This is a genomic window from Kosakonia radicincitans DSM 16656, from assembly GCF_000280495.2.
Taxonomy (GTDB): Bacteria; Pseudomonadota; Gammaproteobacteria; order Enterobacterales; family Enterobacteriaceae; genus Kosakonia; species Kosakonia radicincitans.
In genome coordinates this window covers 2,667,097-2,684,774 of the sequence record NZ_CP018016.1, presented here as the reverse complement: position 1 = coordinate 2,684,774, position 17,678 = coordinate 2,667,097, and the positions used below count along the sequence as shown (strand labels likewise).

Here is a 17,678-nt window from a genome sequence, read left to right as displayed (position 1 = left end):
TAAATCCTTCCGGCCTGTGTACTTCCCTTAACGGGGATACATCTTTGATTAATGTTTTTGGTCATCTTAACCCTGACAGCGACGCTGTCTGCACCGCAGCCGTGACGGCGGGCTGGCTCAACCGGTGTAATCGTCCTGCCCGTGCCTGGCGGCCCGGTGAAGCGAATCCTGAGACACGCTATATTTTTGAAGCTGCCGGGCTCTCCCTGCCGCCCCTGCTTGATATTCCACTGAAAGGTGAACCGGTATGGCTGGTCGATTTTACCGAACCGGCACAGGGGCCTGCTGATCTCCTCCAGAGCAATATCATCGGGATTATCGACCATCACCGGCTTGGCGGTCTGGTCACGCAACTGCCGCCGGAGGTCTGGATAAAACCGGCAGGCAGCAGCGCAACAGTACTCTGGCTGCTGATGGATGCAGAAATGCGCCGCACAATGCCCCCGACTCACGCCATCCTGCTTCTTGGCGCGCTGCTCAGCGACACCGTTAATCTGCGCTCACCCACCACGACGGAAGACGATATCCGTACAGCCACTGAACTCTGCGTTCTGTCGGGAGTAAAACGTAAGGCGTTTGCCCGCGGGCTATTGGCAGCCAAAACCGATATCACCGGACAGTCCACAGAACAGCTTCTGCATAAAGACCTTAAGACCTTTTCGCTCGCCGGCACGGATGTGCGTATCGCACAACTGGAGGTGAGTTCACCAGGCCAGGTCACTCCCGTACTGGATGAACTGCAAAATGCGATGGCGCAGATGGCGGTGACAACCGGAGCCGGACTTATCGTGCTGATGGTGACTGATATCCGTGAATACTTTTCAACACTGTATTTCGCCGGGCCGGAGAGTGGCAACGCGGCGCCCTGCTCCGTGCCGGACATGGTCAGCCGGAAGAAACAGCTTCTGCCCTGGCTGGAACACTTCCTCAATCAAAGCCGGAGACAGCCATGAAAATCTACACACATGCACTTGTTCTTGTTCAGGGGAAAGAGGATGGCGTCCCCCTGCTCGCACTGGCGGCAACTCTGTCCCGCCTGCTGCAAATGAACATCACACTTGCTCATATCTGTAATGACTATCGGGAGATGAACTACATATCGGACGGCCTGATGGACGATGCCGTATCAAAAGACGTTGTTCAGGCGAAGGCGTTGTTCAGTGAGCTGACGTCCTCTGTGGCGGAGCACGTTGACGCGCGAGAGCTGGTCACCATGCGGCGTTTTGAAGATGTACAGAAATGCATTACCGACACCGGTGTGGACCTGGTGATTGCAGGCCACCGGAACCGTTTTATGGGAGCACTGACGTCCCGTTCGGCTGAATACGTTAACCACCTGAACGTAGACGTTCTGATTAAACACATTCACGACTGAGCTACAGGAGAACTGTATGAATTTTCTACTTGAAAAAGTCACGGCCCGCGAAATTCTCGACTCTCGCGGTAATCCCACGGTTGAGGTGGACGCTTTTACTTCAGATGGTCAGATGGCACGTGCATCGGTACCGTCCGGGGCCAGTACCGGCTCAAGAGAGGCAACTGAACGCCGCGATGGTGATCCCGGGCGTTTCGGCGGGAAAGGAGTCCGTGATGCCGTTAAGGCCGTGGAGACAGAAATTTGCGACGCCGTCAGGGGAACCGATGTGCGGGAGCAGCGGCGACTGGATAATCTGATGCGGGAACTGGACGGTACGGAGAACAAAAGCCGACTTGGTGCCAATGCCATTCTGGGTGTTTCGCTGGCGGTGGCCAGACTGGCCGCTCAGGTCACCCGTCAGCCACTTTACCGCTATCTCGGCGGACTCAATGCCAGCCTTTTGCCCGTTCCGTGTATGAATATTATTAACGGTGGCGTTCATGCCCGTGGTCAGGGAGCCGATTTTCAGGAATTCATGATAGCACCGCACGGTGCTTCAACGCTGGCAGAGGCCGTTCGTCAGGGCAACGAGGTCTATCAGACTCTGCGCCAGATCCTGCTGTCCCGGAACCTCTCCGCTGCGGTGGGCGATGAAGGGGGATTTGCTCCGGCCGTCTCCTCGAACCGTGAGCCGCTGGAATTCATTGTTCAGGCCATTGAGAAAGCCGGTTACCGACCGGGGGAAGATATCAGTATCTGTATGGACCCGGCATCCAGCGAATTTTACCGTGACGGGAAATATCACCTTCGCACCGAAAACAGCGCCCTGAGCGCTGAAGAGATGACGGATTATTATGGTGAACTGATGAGCCACTTCCCCATTGTCCTGCTTGAAGACGGGCTCGCCGAGGATGACTGGGCTGGCTGGAAACATCTGCATGAGAAACTTGGCGGACGCGCCGAACTGGTCGGTGACGACCTTTTCGTAACGAATGTGAAGTATATCCGCCGGGGTATTGAAGAAAACCTGGCCAGCGCGGCGCTCATCAAACTCAACCAGATTGGTACGTTGAGCGAGACGTTCGACGCGGTTTCACTGTGTCATGAACACGGATGGGGCGCTTTTATTTCGCACCGCAGCGGTGAAACCATGGACACGTTTATCGCCGACATGACGGTGGCATTGCGGGCGGGGCATCTGAAAACCGGCGCGCCATGCCGCGGCGAACGTATTGAAAAATACAATCAGCTTATGCGCATTGAGCAGGAACTGGGCAATGAAGCCCGATATGCAGGCATCAAAGCTTTTGTTCGCCGTGCCTGACCGAAATCATCATGGCATCTGCCGTGTGTATGCCGGTGAAAACCGGCATACACCCTTCAGGTTATATTCACCTGAACAAGCATGATAATGAAACTGACTCCGACTTTATTACTGTCCGAATGAATCCTTCTGATTTTGATGTACCTTCCCACGGTATGTTTCATCTTCGATAAGGAGTGAAATGGAATCAAAATTTGGCTGCAGGTACACATTTTTTAATTGTAAAGAGACTATTCTCAACTAAACAAAATAATACAGGAGGTCTAAAGTGTACAATTCTATTCTGGTTCCCATCGATATCTCTGAAACAGAGCTGACCCACCAGGTCATTCCCTTTGTTCAGGCGCACGCTGTGATGAATACCGCCAGAGTGCATTTTCTCACGGTTATACCTTCGTTACCGTATTATTCAACGTTGGGTCTGGCCTATTCGATTGAAATGCCGAAAATGAAAGAAATACAGCATGCTGCATTATCAAAACTGGATGAGCTTGCTAAGCAATTCAAATTGCCATCCGAAAAGATCCAGACCCATGTTGCAACCGGATCACCAAAGGATCAAATCCTCAAGCTTGCCGATTCGATTAATGCGGATTTAATCATCATTGCCTCCCATCGACCGGATATCTCTACCTATCTGTTGGGTTCAAACGCTGCAGCAGTGGTGAGACACGCCAGATGCCCTGTTCTGGTCGTTCGGTAACATGTTCCGGCGGGCCAGGAAAAGGCCCCCGGAGAAGACAGGAGTTTCATGCTTTCTCCTGAGGCGCGACAAGACCAGAGGAACCGGGCACAGTTAACGGAAAGAACCCGGTGGCGTATGTGATATTTTCGGTTTTCCACACAGCCAGGCTTTGATAACACAGCTGTAATTTCTAACTGTCGTATGGTTGCAATGCTGCGCAAGATCGTTGCCTGGCTGCATACACTCTGACCAGAGACTCCCCCTTTTCACGGGGTTGGATGACCCTGTCAAAATTTCCCGAAAAGTCAGGGAATTGCCAGAATATTTAGCCAGACTGAAGCCGGTTATTCCTGATTATGACTCGGGGTAAGGGTCACAGGTATCGCCGAATGAGGGAATGGGTATACATTACTGATAAAGTCCAGAACCGTACGGCCGATAATCACGAAAACTGTTGTTTACCTCTCATGTCACAATGCGATGGCAGGAGTATGGTCAATATTATGCAAAGCGTTCACGCCGGATAACCATAACGACAGGGGGATGCTGTCAATAATGCCAATGCAAATACTGAAAATTATCCACCACCGGATCAGTATCTACACGCTTTCAATAGTCTTAACATTCGGCGTTCTGTACGGCACAGGACAAGGGGTTTATTATTACTATATCCATGAAAAAATGGAAGATTATGCTGATTCAATTCTGGCACGCAGTGACAGCCTGATCGAGCAGGTAAAACTGATTGATGGACTTCGACAGGAGTTCGCAGTCTATGAGCCATGCAGTAGCCAGTACCTGAATGCGCTGCGAAAACAGCTCTGGCCCTACCCTCTGATTAAGGATATCGCCTATGTTGATGATGAGAAAATTATCTGTTCAGCCCTCTGGGGAAAACTGAATTCACCTGTTTCTTTAAATATATTCAGAAATAAGGTTAATCGGGGTAGTTATACCTGGGTATTTGACGCATTGATAGAAGAGAACATTACCGCAGATGTTCTTTACACCAATAACTTCGCCATAACGGTTTCTCCCTTTGCCTTCAAGCGTTTCTGGGAGGAAGCCAATAAAATGGATTTTGATGCTGTCATAGGTGATTTTAACCACGAAAATCATTTTTTCATGATTGGCAAAAACACGCAATTACTGGAATCGGTAGAGCATAATAAAGCTCATTCTTTGTTGTACTTTACTGAACACTCCTGCAACAGGGTGAATGATATTTGTGTTATTACCGGAACCTCACACTCTCTCTTCTTCAAAAACAATATTTATGTCCTGGCGTTTTTATTTAGCCTGTCCTTTATTATCGGGTCTTTGATTGGCACGCTGTATGTTAATGGCTTATCACATAAGCAATCATTACTTTCCCGGCTGGAAAATGCAATTCTGAATCGGGAATTACATTTCGTCTATCAACCCATATACAAAGTTAAAGACCGGAATATAACCGGAGTAGAGGCACTTTTACGCTGGACAGATCCTCAGATAGGATATATTGGCCCTGATATATTTATTCCGCTTGCGGAAAGAAATGGCTTAATAGCCAAGATTAGCCAGTATGTGGTTGAGCATGCCATCAGGGAGTGTGCGCCAATATTGCTGAACAACGATATCACTTTAAGCATCAACGTGAGTTGTGCTGATATCTGCTCTGCGGAATTTCGTGAAAAACTGCTGAGCACGTTAAAAAAAGAAAACGTTGCAGGCAAGTCTATTATTCTTGAAATTACGGAAAGACAAAGCTCCGGAACCGATGATATCAAGCAAGCGATGGATTTTTTTAAGGGTACCGGTATCATGTTTGCACTTGACGATTTCGGAACCGGTTATTCGAATCTGAACTGGCTTTCATTACTTGACGTTGATGAAATTAAAATTGATAAATCATTAACTGATTCGATAGGGACTGAATCCATCAATAAACATATTCTTCCTGGTTTGATAGAAATGTTTAAAAACATTCCTAAAATAGTGGTCTTCGAAGGAGTGGAAACTGAAATGCAGTATCAGTTCCTCAGGGAAAATGTACCTGAGAGCTGTGCTCAGGGATGGTATTTCGCAAAAGCTGTTCCTTTAAGCGAACTACGTGCCGTCCTCGCGGGTTAATGGTGAACATCCGTTAACCACACCGGCACAGATTTTACTTATGACCTGGATCTGACCGGCTGGCGCAATCACTGACAGATATAAATTACGGAGCTGGCCGATGCGACAATCAGAACGGTGCATTCGGCTCAGCCCTGTCGGTTAATTACGTAAGCCGCTCGCCAGGAGCGTAAATACCTCAATATAGTTAGGAAGCGCTTTTTGCGGATCGTCGCAGGCCGCAATCGACAGCGCGGCATTCATTGCCGCACCATTTAACATGCGCGCAGCGGCATCGGCATCCACCGACTTAAGAATACCACGATCAATCATATTCAACACCGCCTGGCGGGTGGATTCCAGGCAGCTATTCTGGCTTGGCCACTGCGCCGGGTCGCCGAGAAAAGCCGGACCATCCAGTAAAACAATACGCTGCACTTCCGGGTCGAGAGCCATTTTGATGTAGGCAATCCCTTCGGCCAGTAACCTCTCCCACTCATCGTTGGCAGTGGCCGCAACCGCTTTTGCGCGTTGTGCCATTTCACCATCCACCTGCGCAACAACCGCGGCAAGCAACCCCTTTTTATCACCAAAATTGTGATAGAGCGCGCCGCGCGTCAGGCCTACGCTGGCCGTTAACTCATCCATTGATGCGGCGGCATAGCCTTTTTCTGCAAACGCCTTTCGCGCTGCACTAATCAACCTGCCCCGGTTCTCTTCCATCGTTTCGCTACGACGCTTGATCATGCGATCTCCTTTTGACATACGCGGCGTATGTGATATTAATTTAACATACGCCGCGTATATTAAACGATTTGTCAGCACCCTGCTTCTCGTTTTTAACATTCACTGAAAAAAGGAAACCCTATGATCCAGCGTGAACCCATTTTCCCGGCTAACCGTCATGCGCTTTATGAAGAACATGGTTATTCAGCCGCCATCCGTTCCGGAGATTTGTTGTTTGTTTCCGGCCAGGTCGGTAGCCGCGCCGACGGTACGCCGGAGCCAGATTTTGCCGCTCAGGTGCAACGGGCATTCGATAATCTGCAAGCGACGCTTGCTGCCGCAGGTTGTACGTTTGACGATCTGATTGATGTCACGACCTTTCATACCGATCCGCAAAACCAGTTTCCAACAATTATGCAGATAAAACAGGCGATCTTCCCGCAGCCACCCTATCCAAACTGGACTGCCGTAGGCGTTACCTGGCTTGCAGGATTCGATTTTGAAATTAAGGTCATTGCCCGAATTCCTGCCCGATAAAAACAGGAACGCGCATATTGCCGCCGCTTGATGCCGGTATTGGTGTCGTTCATGCTTCGCGCGCATGGCCGGGCAATGCCGACACCAACCCGACGTTGTCACTCTGATCTTAATCGGCTGAAGATTTACGCCGATTAAGATCAGTCACACCAGGCTATCAGGCCAGCAACAAGAACCGTGAAGCTTAAATCGTTACGACATCAATGCGTTCATTTCCCGCTGTTTGATACTCAGCCAACTGATGGAAATTTAAGTAACGATAAGTATCTTCCCGGGTGTCATTGATCCTGTCCATATGCCAGAGATACTGTTCAACGGTTGGCATTTTGCCAAGCATTGCGGCAATCGCACTGAGCTCAGCTGATGCCAGGAAGACTTTTGCATCGGTACCAAGACGGTGCGGAAAGTTACGGGTTGATGTGGAAACAACGCTGCTCCCTTCTTTAACCCGGGCCTGATTGCCCATGCAAAGTGAGCAGCCAGCCGGCTCAATTCGCGCTCCGGAGCGGATGAGCTTATTAAAATACCCTTCGCTGGAAAGCTGCTGTGCATCCATTTTGGTTGGCGGAGCAATCCACAGCCGGGCAGGAATCTCTTTGGACTCTGCCAGCAGTTTCCCGGCGGCCCGGAAGTGACCAATATTTGTCATGCAGGAGCCAATGAAAACCTCCTCTACTGGCGTGCGGGCAACGTCGGACAGTAAACGGGCATCGTCAGGGTCATTTGGCGCACAAACAATCGGCTCCGTAATTTCAGCCAGATCGATTTCAATGATTGCCGCGTACTCAGCATTTTCATCTGCACTCAGTAATGACGGATTCGCCAGCCAGGCTTCGATCTCTGCAATGCGCTTTTCAAGCGTTGGCGCATGCTGATAACCCTGGTCAATCATCCAGCGCAGCAAAGTGGCATTGGAACGCAAATACTCCGTAACGTTCTCTTCTTCGAGACGTAACACACAGGCAGCAGCAGAGCGCTCAGCGGAGGCATCGGCCAGTTCAAAGGCCTGCTCGGCTTTTAGCATTTGCAAACCTTCGATTTCCAGGATACGGCCGGAGAAAATATTGCGCTTGTTTTTCTTCTCCGTCGTTAACAACCCTTGCTTAATGGCGTAGTAAGGAATCGCATGCACTAAATCGCGCAGAGTGATCCCTTTTTGCATTTCACCCTTAAAGCGGACCAGCACAGATTCAGGCATATCGAGAGGCATAATTCCAGTGGCCGCCGCAAAAGCAACCAGTCCGGAACCGCCAGGGAATGAGATCCCTAATGGAAAGCGCGTATGTGAATCAGCCCCCGTCCCCACTGTGTCAGGGATGAGCATGCGGTTAAGCCATGAATGGATAATTCCATCGCCCGGTTTCAGTGCAACGCCTTTTCTGCTGGTAATGAACTGAGGCAGCGTCTTATGCAAATTAACGTCGACAGGTTTTGGATACGCGGATGTGTGGCAAAACGACTGCATGACCAGATCGGCAGAAAACCCTAAGCATGCAAGATCCGTCAGTTCATCGCGCGTCATCCCGCCGGTCGTATCCTGCGAACCCACCGTGGTGATTTTAGGTTCACAATATTGACCAGGGCGAATACCTTCAACCCCGCACGCTCTGCCAACCATTTTTTGCGCCAGTGTAAACCCTGCAGAAGAAGGTTCAGGCGCCTTTGGTTTTCTGAAAATGGACGTTGTTTGCAGCCCCAGAGACTCCCTGGCTCTTGCTGTTAAGCTACGGCCAATGATCAACGGAATGCGGCCACCTGCCTGTACTTCATCCAGCAAAACTTCAGTTTTCAGGTGAAATGAGGCAATCAGCGTTTGATCGCGATGGTTGCGGATCTCGCCTTTGTACGGATAAAGATCGATCAGCATCCCCGTTGATAAACCAGAGACATCCAGCTCAATGGGAAATGCACCGGAATCCTCCAGGGTATTGAAAAAGATAGGCGCAATTTTCCCTCCGAAGACAAAACCCCCGCTGCGTTTGTTCGGCACGAAAGGGATATCCTTGCCGATATGCCACAGGATTGAGTTCGTCGCAGATTTTCGTGAAGAACCGGTCCCCACCACATCCCCGACGTAAGCGAGAGGATACTGCTGGTTTTTTAATGCTTGTATCTGAGATATCGGGCCGCATTGTCCCGGCTGGTCAGGATTCACCCCTTCCCTTACAGAACTCAGCATTGAGAGCGCATGCAGGGGAATATCCGGGCGTGACCACGCCTCAGGCGCCGGAGAAAGATCATCCGTATTCGTTTCACCGGGGACTTTAAATACGGTCAGGGTTATTTTTTCATCAAGCCCGGCGCGTTCGGTAAACCACTCGGCATTGGCCCATGATTCAATAATCGCTTTGGCATGAGCATTTCCATTACCGGCTTTCTGCTCGATATCTTTAAATTTTTCAAAAATAAGAATTGTGTGGCTCAGTTTAATGGCCGCTAAAGGAGCTAACTCGTCGTCATCTAACGAATCAATAAGAGGTTGAATATTGTATCCACCCTGCATAGTGCCAAGAATATTTATAGCGTTGTTGGGAGTAATGCCGTATTGATTTGTTTTTTCCTTAATGATTTTATCAAGAAATTCCGCTTTGACTTTCGCAGCGGCATCAACACCAGGAGAAACCTGATTAATTAACAGATTAATTAAACATTCTCGTTCCTCACACTGTTCATTTTCGAGGAGAGTAATTAATTCGCTGGTCTGCTGAGCGGTGAGCGGTTTTGCTGGTATGCCATTTTTTGCCCGTTCAGCGACATGTATTTTATATGCTTCAAACATAGGATTTCGACCTTATAACAGGAGATTGAAAATGTGTCAGGGTGTCATCTACATTAAAAAATTCATTTGTCTGTTTTTAATAGCATCTCTCCAAATTCTGATACTTTTTCAAGTCCATATTCCCACTCGCCAAATCCGGATTCAGAATTAATATGACCAGCATCGCCGACATCTATCAACTCGCATCCCCAACTGTCAGACCAAAATACAGCGCGATTGAATGACATAAGCGGGTCATTGTGACTGGCAAAGACCATTCCGGGTATTTTTAACTTCGACGCGGTGACAACTTCTTCAAGTTCAAAATGTGAAGGTTCAGCAGGCGCAACCATAACAATCCCGGCAACATTTACCGCTCTGCTCTGGATCTGGTACCAGGATGCAAGCGCGCCAAAACTATGCCCAATCAAAATAACGGGCAAAGTACAGGTGGCTAATTCTCTGCGAATCGCTGCGCCCCAATTTTCAATATCCGGCTGCAACCAGTTTCGTTGGCTTATTCTTTTCCAGCGAGGTAAACGACGCGCCCAGCAGGTTTGCCAGTGGTAATCGTCGCTATCTCTTAATCCCGGAACAAGAATCGTGGTGAAAGAATCATCCAGCTTTAACAGACGCGGTATTGTCATGGTAAATTCCATCAGTCCTTAGTTTTCCAGCCTTTCAGGCCGGAAAATTCGCCAGCAGCCAGGTGACGGCCAGCAGATCCGCACTTCCTCCCGGACTTAAATTTCGGGCAATGAACGCTTTGTCCATATTTAAAAGCGCCTGCCTGAACCTGTTGCCGGTGAAGCGTTTAATGCGCAGGATTCTGGCCGCATATCGCTGTGCATAGCGCAACCCTTTGAGGCCCCCACGCGCGAGGATATTGGTATCCGGATTGTGAGCAATTAATGAAAGCAAAACCCGCAGTAAAGACTCCTCGGGCGAATAACCCGCGTTAATGGCGTTTTCCCATACGGGTAATCCATGAATCCTTACCGTCGCAAAGCCACTTTCAGCCTCCCCACGCGCTCCGGTAAAGCCATAATCGCGAAACAGTTGTTCACCTTTGGTTTTCGCATCGCCATTGTGTTTCAACTCCCGGCTCACCATACCGGCGCAGATCAGGCTAACTTCCCGGCAAAGCGCTCCGCGATTGATAGCTTCGCCCTTACCTTTCAGCCGCCCGGCAGCAGAACAAAACAGGCCCAGCGAAAAAATTCCCCCTTTGTGGGTGTTGATCCCCCCCGTCGCTCTGAACATTGCCTGCTCACAGGCAAGCCCTACAGGTCGGATGGCCAGGAGCGTCTGCCTGGACTCTTGCTTAGCTGTTTGTCGCCCTTTTGCAACAAACAATGCGAACCAGGGGGCAATTGCTGCAATACTGGACATGAACAGGTTGAAATCCATGTCGATATGCGACCCATTATTATGACGGTCTACCAGCCCTGGTTTCGGTGTCAGAATGACTTCGCGGTACATCCCCTCCGCAGCCAGCTCCGCAATGTTAAGTTCATGAGTGAACGGTTCATTTCTGATGGCAGAAATAGTCATCAATCATATCCCCCATAACTGCTTGTAAAGCGTGGAGCGAATGTCGCCGCATTCGTGAACAGACATGTGCCGGCTCATCACAGATGAAACAGCGTCTTTTGTTTTCACCGACAGATTTGCGGCTCAATAAACCGGTATCCGGGCAAAACACATCGATATCCCACAACCTTCCCAGTGGATGACTCTCTTCCAGACGTATTGTGGCCTTCTTTACCTGTGATGCGGGTGCGCTGACGGACCAGAATGACTCTGGCCCGGTAACAAACTGGCGAGCGTCGTGCCTGATGATTTCCCAGCCATTGGTGGCGATCAGCGCAGTGAGCGCTTCATTTGCTGCCGCCATGACAGCCCTTGATTCAGGCGTATCTTTTACCTCACCTGGCCAGACCAGGGTCGTAGAAATCAGGGTTTGTCCCCAACGGGTCAACCAGAGTTGTTGCTGGTACGAACGAGCTTCTCTGGCTGCCAGTAACTGATCCAAAGAAATGGGTGTGCACGATACGCCTGCCATAGTGTCCATTACTCTTTAACCTGCCGCACAACGTCAATGACGCTTCCATCGCGGTAACGAACAACGCCCACAATTTTGGACGTAAATTCGATGGCTTTTGGATGACCGGAGATTTCCAGCGCACGCTGATATAAATCCTCAATGCTCACGACAGGTAACCCTTTATCCACCAGTCGCTGATAAATTTCAGGACGTGAAGGGTTTACCGCAATACCGTGATCGGTGACCAATACATCAATGCTTTCACCCGGTGTAACGCATGTTGTAACGTGCTTCACAACGGTCGGAATTCGGCTGCGGATCAGCGGCGCAACAACCACTGTCAGGTTCGCTGCAGCAGCAACATCACAGTGACCGCCGGAAGCACCGCGCATCACACCATCCGATCCCGTCAGCACGTTAACGTTGAAATTTGTATCAATTTCAAGGGCGCTTAAAATCACAATATCGACCCGATCGCAGCATGCCGCTTTCGATGCCGGGTTAGCGTAAACGTTGGTTGAGATTTCAACATGGTTTGGGTTTCTGGCTAAAGAGGCTGCGGCAGCGCTATCAAAACTCTGGGTATCCAGCAGTTTTGCGATCAACCCTTTCTCATGAAGATCGACAATACTGCCGGTGATACCACCCAATGCGAAACTCGCAGTAATGTTTTTATTTTTCATGCGCGATTCTAAAAAACGCGTACATGCCGTTGAAGCCGCGCCTGAACCTGTCTGGATTGAGAATCCCTGTTCGAAGTAACCCGAATGCTCAACCACATCAGCCGCTGAACGCGCGATCATTAACTCACGAGGATTACTGGTTACGCGGGCGGCGCCGACGCTGATTTTTGCAGGGTCACCAACACTGTCAATTTTAACAATGTAATCGACCTGATCCTGAACAATGCTCGCAGGCATATAAGGGAAAGGTTCAATGGATTCGGTCAGCAGTACAACACGTTTCGCGTATGTAGCATCAACCATGGCATAGCCCAGAGAGCCACAGCGTGACTTACCACCACTACCACTGGCATTGCCATATTCATCGGAACAGGAGACAGCCAGGAAGGCGACATCAATATTAATTTCACCGTTCTGAATGAGATTAACACGACCACCATGCGAATGAATTTGTACCGGTTCCTCCATCAGGCCATGAGAAATAGCATCAGCTAACTCTCCACGCATACCGGAGGTATAAATTTTCGTAATCACCCCATTACGAAGATGATTAATTAAAGGAGCATTACAGGTCATTAATGAACTGGATGCCAGAGTAATACCTTTCAGACCCAATGAGGCAAGTTTATCTACCACAAGATTGATAACTTTATCACCTTCACGGAAGGCATGATGAAATGAAATAGTCATACCATCATGGAGTTCACAACGGTCTAAAATTTCATCCAGACTTTCACAAAGCTTACGTTTATATTTTTGTTTAGCATCTGCAAGATAAGGCGTTGCTGCATTGGCATGAGTAAATGCGACATATTCTTTTGAACGCCCGACCTGCTCTTGCAAAGCTTCGATTAATTTGCTCATCTTTATTATCCTGTAAATTAGTGGCGGATGCCTGATGCTTTTCTTCTCTCAAGAACAACTCTGGCGTGATTGATTATTGGCGCGTCAATCATTTTGCCATTCAGAGAAATCACCCCCAGTCCACTACGCTCACCTTCTTCGGCAGCAGTAATTACGCGTTCCGCGTAATCAACCTCTTCCTGGGTTGGTGCATAGGCATTGTGAAGCAGCTCAATTTGCCGGGGATTAATTAAAGATTTACCGTTGAAGCCCATGCGGCGAATTAAATCGACTTCTTTTAAGAAGCCTTCTTCATCGTTAACATCGCCATAGACAACGTCAAAAGCATCGATACCAGCCGCACGCGCCGCATGTAAAACCGCACAACGCGCATAGAACAGTTCAGTACCATCCCCGCGCTCTGTTTGCATGTCCATTACGTAGTCAAATGCGGCTAATGCAATGCCCATCAGCCGATCTGAAGAGCGGGCAATTGCAACAGCATTGATGACGCCAACAGCAGACTCAATAGCCGCCATCAGCTGCGTGGAACCGACTTTACGGCCACAGCTTTCCTCAATACGTACAATTTCACGTTCAAGCTGGTGAATATCTTCCGGCGTATCCGTTTTAGGGAGTCGAATGACATCGACCCCGGCACGCACAGCCGCCTCAAGATCTTTCAATCCAAAGGGTGTATTCAGAGGGTTAATCCGTACAACCGTTTCAATACCTTTATACATGGGGTGCTGGAGCGCATTGAAAACCAAAATACGCGCACTGTCCTTCTCCCTCAAAGAAACCGCATCTTCAAGATCGAACATGATCGAATCGGGTTTATAAATAAAAGCAGTAGATAACATGGCAGCACTTGAGCCTGGTAAGAAAAGCATGCTACGACGTAATTTTTTCATTGTAATTTCTCCCAGTTAATTTCATCGCTGCATGTTCCTCGCATAATGGCAACTTGCATGCGGGAGCGAATAACACAATCAAGCGCACCTTTGTCATCCACAATAATTTGCCCATGAGTGACGTTAAATGCCGTTAACGTCTCTTTGACTACTTGAGTAATTTGCTCGCCAAATTGCTTCATTACTTCGCTGTTAATAACAATATCCAGCCCGGCGTCCGAAGGGCTAACTTTAACCATTAGATCGCTCGATTCCAGCGTACCCGCCAGAGCTGCCTGTACAATTTTCATTTTAATGTCCTACGCTAATACTCATGAGATTCCCTGCCAGATGGGGTTCCGGCAAGTCATGGTGATTTGCTCTCAGCCAGTTATGTAAATAAGGCATAGTGCTTTCTGGTACCATATTTCTTGCAACTGACAGTTTGTTTTTATTCAAGAGGGAACGAACGGCCGATGCGGATATGGGATAATTATTTGCATCAGTTTTTCGATCTATTTCATGAACCGTAATAGCATTAGATGGAATGACAAATTCATCTTCAAGCCAGTGGTGCATTGCCTGGTTATATTGGGCAGTAACTTTACAATATGGCTCAGTGCCGACGAAACGATGTGTAATCCCCAGAGAAGGCGCAATGTAACGCCGAAAAATAATCAAATCGATTGCGGAATACACATCATTAACCACCTGTTTTTCTTTTAAGAAATAGCCGGGAAACGTGCCGCGAGAAATAATGTATCTGGAACCAGGGTGTACCGTTACATTGGCGAGATGTTTCACGCCATCGCGTACCATTGCAATACGGTCATTAAAGGAGAATTGAGACAAATTCTCCTCTACAACAAAAACATGCAGCCAGTGACAGGCCCGGGAAGCTTGCTCAATAAGAAATTGATGGCCTAACGTGAACGGATTCGCATTCATCACGATTCCACCAATGTTGTCTGCCGGGATGAAATAATCGGCACGCAGTTTCTTGCAGTAACGATGGATGCCAACCGGGGTGTTTTCCATCAACGTCGCTTTATTCTCAAGGGTGGCTAAAGGATAGAAGCCGCATCCACGGAAAGATTTGACATTATCAGGACAGGTTAAAAGGAACAGATGATGATCGCCATTTTGGTTTGCCAGATATTCAGCTTCACGGATCAACTGCAGCCCCAGGGATGTTCCGCGCCATTCAATGTGAACGGCAATACACTTTAAGGTATTGCCCGCGAGGCCAGCACAGGCAATTAATTCTTTGCCTGTACGAGCAATAACGAACTGCTCGACATCATCATCTATTCCTAATCCATTACTTTGCAGAAACCGGATAATCTCGTCTTTGAGAACACCGTTGCTCGTTTCAACAGTATCGAATTCTGGCATTTTTTCGGCGTACATCTGAATGGTTCCTGACCTGATATTAATCGACACTGAGTTGTGTATTTATTGTGCGTAAATTAAATGGCTAACAGATTTGATTGCGCCGTTGATTCAACAATTGTATTGGTCAGTCGTCCCAATTTTTCGATTGTCACTTCAACACAATCCCCTTCGTGCATGAACAGAGGTGGGTTACGTTTTTTTCCGACGCCACCCGGTGAGCCAGTAATAATGACATCGCCAGGGCTAAGCGTAGTGAAGGTGCTGATATATGAAATCAGATCGGCAACTTTATGAATCATACTGGCTGTTGAATCATTCTGAACCAGCATACCGTTTAAATATGTCTGAATGGATAAAGCGTGCGGATCCGGGATTTCATCGACAGTCGTCATATAGGGCCCAAAAGCGCCGGTTTGACGCCAGTTCTTACCCGCTGTAAACCATGCGTGCTGCCAGTCACGAACAGAGCCATCCATGTAGCAGCTATATCCTGCGACATGGCTCAGCGCATCACTGCGAATAATATTTTCGCCCGCTTTTCCGATGATGACGGCAAGTTCGCCTTCGTAATCAAATTCTTCAGTAATATTCGGTTTGATTACCGGTCTTGCATGCCCGGTTTGAGAATCCGCGAAGCGAATAAATAATGTCGGCGCATTGTTCGTTTCAGCGAACTCCTTTCTTTTTTCTGCATAATTCATTCCCACGCAGAAAATTTTCCCTGGCTCCTCAATAACCGGTAAAAAGGTAATATCTTTATCAGTAATATCCGCTGGATAATCAACATACTGTTTTGCAACAGCGAGAGCATCCCATTGCAGAAGATCTTTCAATGTAGGATATTGCTGACCAATTTTTTGACCAAGATCGATAATACCGGCTTCAGTATAAATACCGTAACTTTTACGACCGTGATGGATATAACTTGCAAGTTTCATAATGACACCTAATGACTATTTAGCTTTACCCCCTCACGCCAATTTTAGCCGTGAGGGATGTAATTATTACGGTTACTTTGCAGTTTCTGCTGGAACAAGATTCGCCTTAGTACCTGAGGCAAGGTGTGTCGCCACAATCATGCCCAGCACCAGCAAAGCAATAATAAATGCTGTCATGCCAGCCCAGCCGGTAGCGTGGAAGACAAAGCCATTGAAGAAGCCAATCACTGAGCCGCCCATGTAGTAGAAGAATAAATAGAGAGCTACTGCCTGCCCGCGTGCATGTGTGGCGTTTTTACTCACCCAGCTCAGGCCAATGGAGTGGCAACCGAAGAAGCATGCGGTGAAGATGACTGCGCCTATGATGAACGTGATTACGTTCGGGGTTAATGTCAGTAACATGCCCAAAGACATGATGGCAAATAACGCGCGAAGAACATTCATGCTGCCATATTTAGCGGATAAACGACCAGCTTGCGGCGCAGTGAAAAAGCTCAATGCAAAGCTGAATGAGAGTAGCCCGGCGTTCGCAGGAGAGATATGGAACGGTTCACCCTTAAGGAAAAATGCCAGGTAGTTGTAAAGAGAAGTGAAGGTACCAAAAATGATGAAGCTAATGACAAAAGCGAGGGCGAGTTTTTTATTTTTAAAATGTGAGGCGGCTCCTTTCACCACCCGGAAAACATTCAGGTTTTCCGTAGGTGTGAATTTTTTAGAGGCTGGCAGAATGAAAAATACCAGTGCTGCAACAATAATCAGGCTTGCTGCAAAACCATAGAAGATGGTGTTGATGGAAATATGGTCGATCAACTGGCTGGCGACGATACGGCCAGACATCCCGCCCATCGAGTTTCCGAAGACAAAGTAGCCCGTTACCACCCCTGCAACGACCGGCGCCACTTCCTCGCTAATATAAGCTGTTGCCGCCGCGGCAATGCCGCTCAATGCCAGCCCAATCACTGCCCGCAACGCCACCAGCATGGCCCAGGACTGTACCAACGGACAAAGAGCCGTCAGAAGCCCGCCAAGCAGTAAGGAGACGATAATCAGACGCTTACGACCATAGTGATCGGAAAGCGTACCCGTGAACAATAAACCAATCGCAAGCAAGGCAGTTTCTGCCGAAAGAATAATACTTACCTGGTGGACAGGAACGTCATATTCAACGGCAAGTACAGGTAACAAAGGCTGAATAAAAAATAAAGAAGCTAATTCAGCCAATCCTGAAAGTGCTAAAGCAAAAATCACACGGATGTATTGACTTGCTTTAACATCTCCAGTTCCACCTGAATTATTTTTAACATTAGTTATAGCCATAATATCCTCAACTTTATATTTCTGGTACAGAGTTTCTTAACCCTTGCGGGCTAAAGGTATTAATACGTTCAGATTTTCAAAGGC

Annotated in this window: 17 protein-coding genes; 6 read left to right on the top strand and 11 right to left on the bottom strand. The window is 48.3% G+C overall.

The genetic code is table 11. The annotated features are described in order from the left end of the window. Positions 1-44: 44 nt before the first annotated feature. The 5 genes from Y71_RS12995 (at position 45) to Y71_RS12975 (ending at position 5,478) form a co-directional block, all read left to right on the top strand. Entirely contained in the window at positions 45-953 is a 909-nt protein-coding gene (locus Y71_RS12995; protein WP_007372658.1) for a DHHA2 domain-containing protein, read from the top strand. Further along, positions 950-1,375 (top strand): adenine nucleotide alpha hydrolase family protein, encoded by a 426-nt coding sequence (locus Y71_RS12990; protein WP_007372073.1) that lies wholly within the window; start codon positions 950-952, stop codon positions 1,373-1,375. Before Y71_RS12995 ends, Y71_RS12990 begins: the two co-directional genes overlap by 4 nt. A 16-nt stretch (positions 1,376-1,391) precedes the next feature. Then, positions 1,392-2,681: a phosphopyruvate hydratase gene (eno, locus tag Y71_RS12985; protein ID WP_081120764.1), complete on the top strand. Its 1,290-nt coding sequence runs from the start codon at positions 1,392-1,394 to the stop codon at positions 2,679-2,681. Positions 2,682-2,949: 268 nt separating this feature from the next. Next, positions 2,950-3,384 carry a universal stress protein UspF gene (uspF, locus tag Y71_RS12980; RefSeq protein WP_007372068.1) on the top strand — a complete coding sequence of 145 codons (435 nt, stop codon included), beginning with the start codon at positions 2,950-2,952 and terminating at the stop codon, positions 3,382-3,384. 537 nt (positions 3,385-3,921) lie between these two features. Beyond that, positions 3,922-5,478, top strand: a complete 1,557-nt coding sequence (locus Y71_RS12975; RefSeq protein ID WP_007372066.1) for an EAL domain-containing protein — start codon at positions 3,922-3,924, stop codon at positions 5,476-5,478. Positions 5,479-5,619: 141 nt separating this feature from the next. Here Y71_RS12975 and Y71_RS12970 read toward each other — a convergent pair whose 3' ends face one another. Then, positions 5,620-6,204 carry a TetR/AcrR family transcriptional regulator gene (locus Y71_RS12970; protein WP_007372064.1) on the bottom strand — a complete coding sequence of 195 codons (585 nt, stop codon included), beginning with the start codon at positions 6,202-6,204 and terminating at the stop codon, positions 5,620-5,622. A 120-nt stretch (positions 6,205-6,324) separates the two neighbouring features. On the opposite strand from Y71_RS12970, the gene Y71_RS12965 reads away from it, so the two are divergent. Continuing rightward, a complete protein-coding gene (locus Y71_RS12965) occupies positions 6,325-6,720 on the top strand; it encodes a RidA family protein (RefSeq protein WP_007372063.1) in 396 nt (131 codons plus the stop codon). A 184-nt stretch (positions 6,721-6,904) separates the two neighbouring features. On the opposite strand, the gene acnB is transcribed toward Y71_RS12965, so the two are convergent. From acnB to Y71_RS12915, 10 genes are all read right to left on the bottom strand, one after another. Further along, the gene (acnB, locus tag Y71_RS12960) at positions 6,905-9,499 is read right to left on the bottom strand and encodes a bifunctional aconitate hydratase 2/2-methylisocitrate dehydratase (protein WP_007372062.1); all 2,595 of its coding nucleotides are present in this window, start codon (positions 9,497-9,499) and stop codon (positions 6,905-6,907) included. A gap of 62 nt (positions 9,500-9,561) precedes the next feature. Next, positions 9,562-10,125: an RBBP9/YdeN family alpha/beta hydrolase gene (locus tag Y71_RS12955; protein ID WP_035942266.1), complete on the bottom strand. Its 564-nt coding sequence runs from the start codon at positions 10,123-10,125 to the stop codon at positions 9,562-9,564. Positions 10,126-10,159: 34 nt separating this feature from the next. After that, a complete protein-coding gene (gene citG, locus Y71_RS12950) occupies positions 10,160-11,032 on the bottom strand; it encodes a triphosphoribosyl-dephospho-CoA synthase CitG (protein ID WP_007372060.1) in 873 nt (290 codons plus the stop codon). Then, the gene (citX, locus tag Y71_RS12945; RefSeq protein WP_035942265.1) at positions 11,007-11,552 is read right to left on the bottom strand and encodes a citrate lyase holo-[acyl-carrier protein] synthase; all 546 of its coding nucleotides are present in this window, start codon (positions 11,550-11,552) and stop codon (positions 11,007-11,009) included. Before citX ends, citG begins: the two co-directional genes overlap by 26 nt. Further along, complete coding sequence (gene citF / locus Y71_RS12940; protein ID WP_007372058.1) at positions 11,552-13,072, bottom strand: citrate lyase subunit alpha; 1,521 nt, start codon at positions 13,070-13,072, stop codon at positions 11,552-11,554. Before citF ends, citX begins: the two co-directional genes overlap by 1 nt. Before the next feature lie 17 nt (positions 13,073-13,089). Further along, on the bottom strand, positions 13,090-13,965 hold the full coding sequence (gene citE, locus Y71_RS12935; protein WP_035885634.1) for a citrate (pro-3S)-lyase subunit beta: 876 nt from the start codon (positions 13,963-13,965) through the stop codon (positions 13,090-13,092). Then, on the bottom strand, positions 13,962-14,255 hold the full coding sequence (citD, locus tag Y71_RS12930) for a citrate lyase acyl carrier protein (RefSeq protein ID WP_007372056.1): 294 nt from the start codon (positions 14,253-14,255) through the stop codon (positions 13,962-13,964). Before citD ends, citE begins: the two co-directional genes overlap by 4 nt. A gap of 1 nt (position 14,256) precedes the next feature. After that, positions 14,257-15,354 carry a [citrate (pro-3S)-lyase] ligase gene (gene citC, locus Y71_RS12925; protein WP_007372055.1) on the bottom strand — a complete coding sequence of 366 codons (1,098 nt, stop codon included), beginning with the start codon at positions 15,352-15,354 and terminating at the stop codon, positions 14,257-14,259. Positions 15,355-15,413: 59 nt separating this feature from the next. Beyond that, positions 15,414-16,277, bottom strand: coding sequence for a fumarylacetoacetate hydrolase family protein (locus Y71_RS12920; protein WP_007372054.1), 864 nt, complete (start codon positions 16,275-16,277; stop codon positions 15,414-15,416). 72 nt (positions 16,278-16,349) lie between these two features. After that, a complete protein-coding gene (locus Y71_RS12915; RefSeq protein WP_007372053.1) occupies positions 16,350-17,594 on the bottom strand; it encodes an MFS transporter in 1,245 nt (414 codons plus the stop codon). Positions 17,595-17,678: the final 84 nt, after the last annotated feature.

Bases quoted from the DNA above. Each gene is read 5' to 3' on its own strand.
- Y71_RS12990 (WP_007372073.1), top strand. From the start codon at position 950: ATGAAAATCTACACACATGCACTTGTTCTTGTTCAGGGGAAAGAGGAT.
- eno (WP_081120764.1), top strand. From the start codon at position 1,392: ATGAATTTTCTACTTGAAAAAGTCACGGCCCGCGAAATTCTCGACTCT.
- Y71_RS12975 (WP_007372066.1), top strand. From the start codon at position 3,922: ATGCCAATGCAAATACTGAAAATTATCCACCACCGGATCAGTATCTAC.
- Y71_RS12970 (WP_007372064.1), bottom strand. From the start codon at position 6,204: ATGATCAAGCGTCGTAGCGAAACGATGGAAGAGAACCGGGGCAGGTTG.
- Y71_RS12965 (WP_007372063.1), top strand. From the start codon at position 6,325: ATGATCCAGCGTGAACCCATTTTCCCGGCTAACCGTCATGCGCTTTAT.
- acnB (WP_007372062.1), bottom strand. From the start codon at position 9,499: ATGTTTGAAGCATATAAAATACATGTCGCTGAACGGGCAAAAAATGGC.
- Y71_RS12955 (WP_035942266.1), bottom strand. From the start codon at position 10,125: ATGACAATACCGCGTCTGTTAAAGCTGGATGATTCTTTCACCACGATT.
- citG (WP_007372060.1), bottom strand. From the start codon at position 11,032: ATGACTATTTCTGCCATCAGAAATGAACCGTTCACTCATGAACTTAAC.
- citX (WP_035942265.1), bottom strand. From the start codon at position 11,552: ATGGACACTATGGCAGGCGTATCGTGCACACCCATTTCTTTGGATCAG.
- citF (WP_007372058.1), bottom strand. From the start codon at position 13,072: ATGAGCAAATTAATCGAAGCTTTGCAAGAGCAGGTCGGGCGTTCAAAA.
- citE (WP_035885634.1), bottom strand. From the start codon at position 13,965: ATGAAAAAATTACGTCGTAGCATGCTTTTCTTACCAGGCTCAAGTGCT.
- citD (WP_007372056.1), bottom strand. From the start codon at position 14,255: ATGAAAATTGTACAGGCAGCTCTGGCGGGTACGCTGGAATCGAGCGAT.
- citC (WP_007372055.1), bottom strand. From the start codon at position 15,354: ATGTACGCCGAAAAAATGCCAGAATTCGATACTGTTGAAACGAGCAAC.
- Y71_RS12920 (WP_007372054.1), bottom strand. From the start codon at position 16,277: ATGAAACTTGCAAGTTATATCCATCACGGTCGTAAAAGTTACGGTATT.
- Y71_RS12915 (WP_007372053.1), bottom strand. From the start codon at position 17,594: ATGGCTATAACTAATGTTAAAAATAATTCAGGTGGAACTGGAGATGTT.